Genomic DNA, 3,353 nt, shown 5'->3' with positions numbered 1-3,353 from the left:
TCCTGTTCGCCCTATCCACATCACTGCTGCTATGAACTTTCTGTTGTCCTTTGCACTCCTTCCACTATCCCCTTTCTTTCCGGGTAAACTCTCCTTTATCCTTTCCCATTGCTTATCTTTTAAGTCGTATAACATCCTTAGCTTCTCTCAAAAATTGTTATTATAACTCCTTTCTTTTTGAATGTCTACACTACCTAGCCAAGAACAAAGAACTCAGAAAAAAATAGTTGAGCTACTTTCTTAAATTAGCCTAACGAAAATCAACAAAACTTTTATATATGAGAGGAATGAATGCAAGTACTGGAAAAGAGCTAGAGGGAATAGAGCATTTAAAACAATCGATAGCTGATATACTGACCACACCGATAGGCAGCAGAATCATGAGAAGGGATTATGGCTCAAGGTTGTTTGAGTTGGTTGATAGGCCAGTAACCCGTGATTTTTCCTTGGAAATTTATGCAGCAGTAGCAGAAGCTCTACAAAAGTGGGAAAGAAGGTTTAAATTGGAAAAGGTAAAAGTAACAGAAATAAAAGAAGGAAGAGTGACCATTGCACTTGAAGGTATTTATCTTTCAGAGGGTAAATTCATAAATATTAGCGGAATAGTTGTTTAGAAATGCAGACACCTAATGTTATTGAAAAACTGAGCTACGAAGAAATTTTTTCACGGATGAAGGAGGAACTAATCCACCGTGATGCAAGTTTTACTGCCTTGGTTGAGAGCGACCCAGCGATGAAGATAATGGAAGTGGCAGCATGGAGGGAGCTATTACTGAGGCAGAGAATAAATGAAGCAGCAAAAGCAAATCTACTGAAGTTTGCAGAAGGAAAAGATCTTGATCACTTAGCTGAGTTTTATGCAGTAGAAAGAAAAGATGAAGAAAATGATGAAAGTTTTAGAAAAAGAATAAAAGCAAAAATAAAAACAGGTGGAAGTAAGGAACATTATAAGTACCATGCATTGTCAGCAGATACAAGAGTTAAGGATGCATTAGTTGAATCTCTTGTACCAGGAAAGGTGCAGATCTCAATTTTATCCACAGAGTTATCCACACCATCAGAGACACTACTAAAAATTGTCAGAAATCAGCTAAACAAGGACGATGTAAGGATTTTAACCGATACTATAGAAGTGGTAAATTGCAAAATTATAGGAATAGATATCCACAGCAAAATTAGCATGAGCCCTATAGTATCAGAGGAAGAAATAAAGAAACAGTTCATCAAAAAGTTTGAATCAAGCAAAAGACTTGGTTGGAGTGTTACAAAATCATGTATTATAGCAAATTTGTTTGTAGAAGGGGTAGAAAATATAGAGTTGATAGAACCTCAAGAAGACGTTGTAATAAAGGGAAATGAGTGTGCTAAACTGGAAAATTTGAGAGTTGAGTGTGTAAGGAAAAACTGATGTTATTACCACCAAATGCAACAAAACAAGAGAGAGATATAGTAGAAGCAATAGACTATAAAGTAGATCCAAGAAGCATAAGAGGATTTAAGTTTAATCTTAAAGATGAAATATTGCCATGGATGATAGAAGAATATGGCCTAGAAGAAATTTTGCTGTGGGTAAAAGACAAAAAGAAGGCTATAAAAGAAGGAGTAGAATTTCAGCGGTTAAGAGGAACACCTGCATCTTTAAAAATAGCTCTGAAATGGGCAAACATAGATGACATTACGATTATTGAAGAGCCACCCGGAAAGCATTTTTTTGAACTGCAAATAGGTATTCAAGATGTGCCAAATGACTTTTTTGTGGATGCAGTAATAGAGTTGGCAAAACTATCACTACCGGCAAGATCGCGGCTAATGCGGATTTTTAATGACCTATATAACGCCCAAAGGTTCATGTTGGATGAAAGCATATTTGGTGACTTACTGTCTGATTATTCAGGGGTAAAAGTAGCAAAAGAAGGACCAGTATTATCATTTGGAAGAAAAAACTCATTTGAACTAAAAATCGCTAAGCCAAGTTTCAAATTTAGTACATTTAGAGTTCATTATGAAAGAAATTATAGTAGTGATTTATATCGTTTAGATGTTGCAATACTTGGGGAAACAGAACCACATACAAAGAACTATAATGGTATATATGAGAGAAATCATCTTTGGTATAATTTCAAAGCTTTATATCCTACTCTACAGAGCTTGCTGCCACCGATTAAGTTCGCTAAAGCACAGGTGGTATTGTCTGACAGTTGGAAATTAGGAGAAATAAATGGCTGCTTTCCTGTTTGTTATGATGAAGAAATGGGAGATAAATTTTTGCTGGGAGAAAATAGGCTTTCAGAGCAATTGTGGAATTTCAAATACACACCAATTTTAGAAAGATTCAGTGTAACTTATCATTACAAAATAGAAAATGATATCAATCAAAAAGTTATAAGATTTGGTTTAGCAGAGCACAATGTTCATTTTAAAAGCGATTCAGATTCAAGACAAAAAGATGCAATACATGAATTAGAAAGTTACATTTTAGTAGTATACCCAGGTGCACTAACGTGGCACGAACACAAGCATTTGAATAGGTCTTGGAACAATGTACAGCCCATTTGTTAGCATATTAATTATACAAGTTAATATATTAAAATAGATCTAATATTCCATCCCTGATTGTAAAAAATACCTTGCATTACTCGTTTAAATAGAATATAATTAAGTAATAGCAGTAAATAAAAGAAAAAAGTATGCTGCTTGAAAAGGTAAATTTTTAGTAAGAAATGGCGCAGAAAGGAAAAAGAATAAGATACAACCAAGAAACAAGGAATGATTTTCAGAAGGCGTTAAGGAAAATAAAGAAAAAATCATACGAAGGAATAAATGAAAAAGGAAAAAGTGGAGACACAATTTTGCATCAAGCAGCAGAAATAGCGAATCAAAAGACGGTGAGAGAGAAAGGAGCAGATGTAAATGCCAAAAATGAAAGAGAAGAAACACCGCTATATCGTGCAGCATGCATGAGGCATACAAAGAATGTAAAAGTACTAATTACGGAAGCATTTGTCCAATTACTAAGACTAGAGCCGAAGTTGACAGACAGGAATAAAAGAAATGAAAGATGGAATAAAAAGGAAGGAAAAAGTAGTGAAGCACCTTTCAGGTATATTTAATGACAAAAAGGAAAAGTAAGTATTATAAACCACAAATAAAAAAGGGGGGAGAAATGAGCAGATCTACAGAACAAGAGGTATTATCGTTAACAAGTAAGTCGTTACCAGAGATTAAGAAAATATGGAGGCAGCTTTTTGAGTCGGAAGCCCCACCATATTGCCGGAAGTATTTGATAAGACGTATAGCATATCGGTTGCAGGAAAAAGCATATGGTGAATTATCAAGTAAATCAGCTAAAAAAC

6 protein-coding genes are annotated in these 3,353 nt (G+C 34.7%); 5 read left to right on the top strand and 1 reads right to left on the bottom strand.

All coding sequences use genetic code 11. From position 1 onward, the window contains the following. Nucleotides 1–135 (bottom strand): transposase (locus IC220_RS06535; protein ID WP_369408739.1); only part of this gene is annotated, 135 nt, incomplete at its 3' end. A gap of 143 nt (nt 136–278) precedes the next feature. On the opposite strand from IC220_RS06535, the gene IC220_RS06530 reads away from it, so the two are divergent. From IC220_RS06530 to IC220_RS06510, 5 genes are all read left to right on the top strand, one after another. Further along, the gene (locus tag IC220_RS06530) at nt 279–614 is read left to right on the top strand and encodes a GPW/gp25 family protein (protein ID WP_188153663.1); all 336 of its coding nucleotides are present in this window, start codon (nt 279–281) and stop codon (nt 612–614) included. A 2-nt stretch (nt 615–616) separates the two neighbouring features. Beyond that, nucleotides 617–1,408 (top strand): baseplate assembly protein, encoded by a 792-nt coding sequence (locus tag IC220_RS06525; protein WP_188153662.1) that lies wholly within the window; start codon nt 617–619, stop codon nt 1,406–1,408. Continuing rightward, nucleotides 1,408–2,559: a phage tail protein gene (locus IC220_RS06520; protein WP_188153661.1), complete on the top strand. Its 1,152-nt coding sequence runs from the start codon at nt 1,408–1,410 to the stop codon at nt 2,557–2,559. The genes IC220_RS06525 and IC220_RS06520 overlap by 1 nt, the downstream gene beginning before the upstream one ends. A 161-nt stretch (nt 2,560–2,720) precedes the next feature. Beyond that, entirely contained in the window at nt 2,721–3,110 is a 390-nt protein-coding gene (locus IC220_RS06515) for an ankyrin repeat domain-containing protein (protein WP_188153660.1), read from the top strand. A 53-nt stretch (nt 3,111–3,163) separates the two neighbouring features. Continuing rightward, on the top strand, nt 3,164–3,353 hold a 190-nt coding region (locus IC220_RS06510; protein WP_188153659.1), incomplete at its 3' end, for a DUF2924 domain-containing protein.

Origin of the sequence: Wolbachia endosymbiont of Pentalonia nigronervosa, assembly GCF_014534705.1 — a bacterium.
In the GTDB taxonomy this organism is placed as follows: Bacteria; Pseudomonadota; Alphaproteobacteria; order Rickettsiales; family Anaplasmataceae; genus Wolbachia.
Note: the sequence above shows the minus strand (reverse complement) of the source record. Positions and strands in the feature narration are given on the sequence as shown.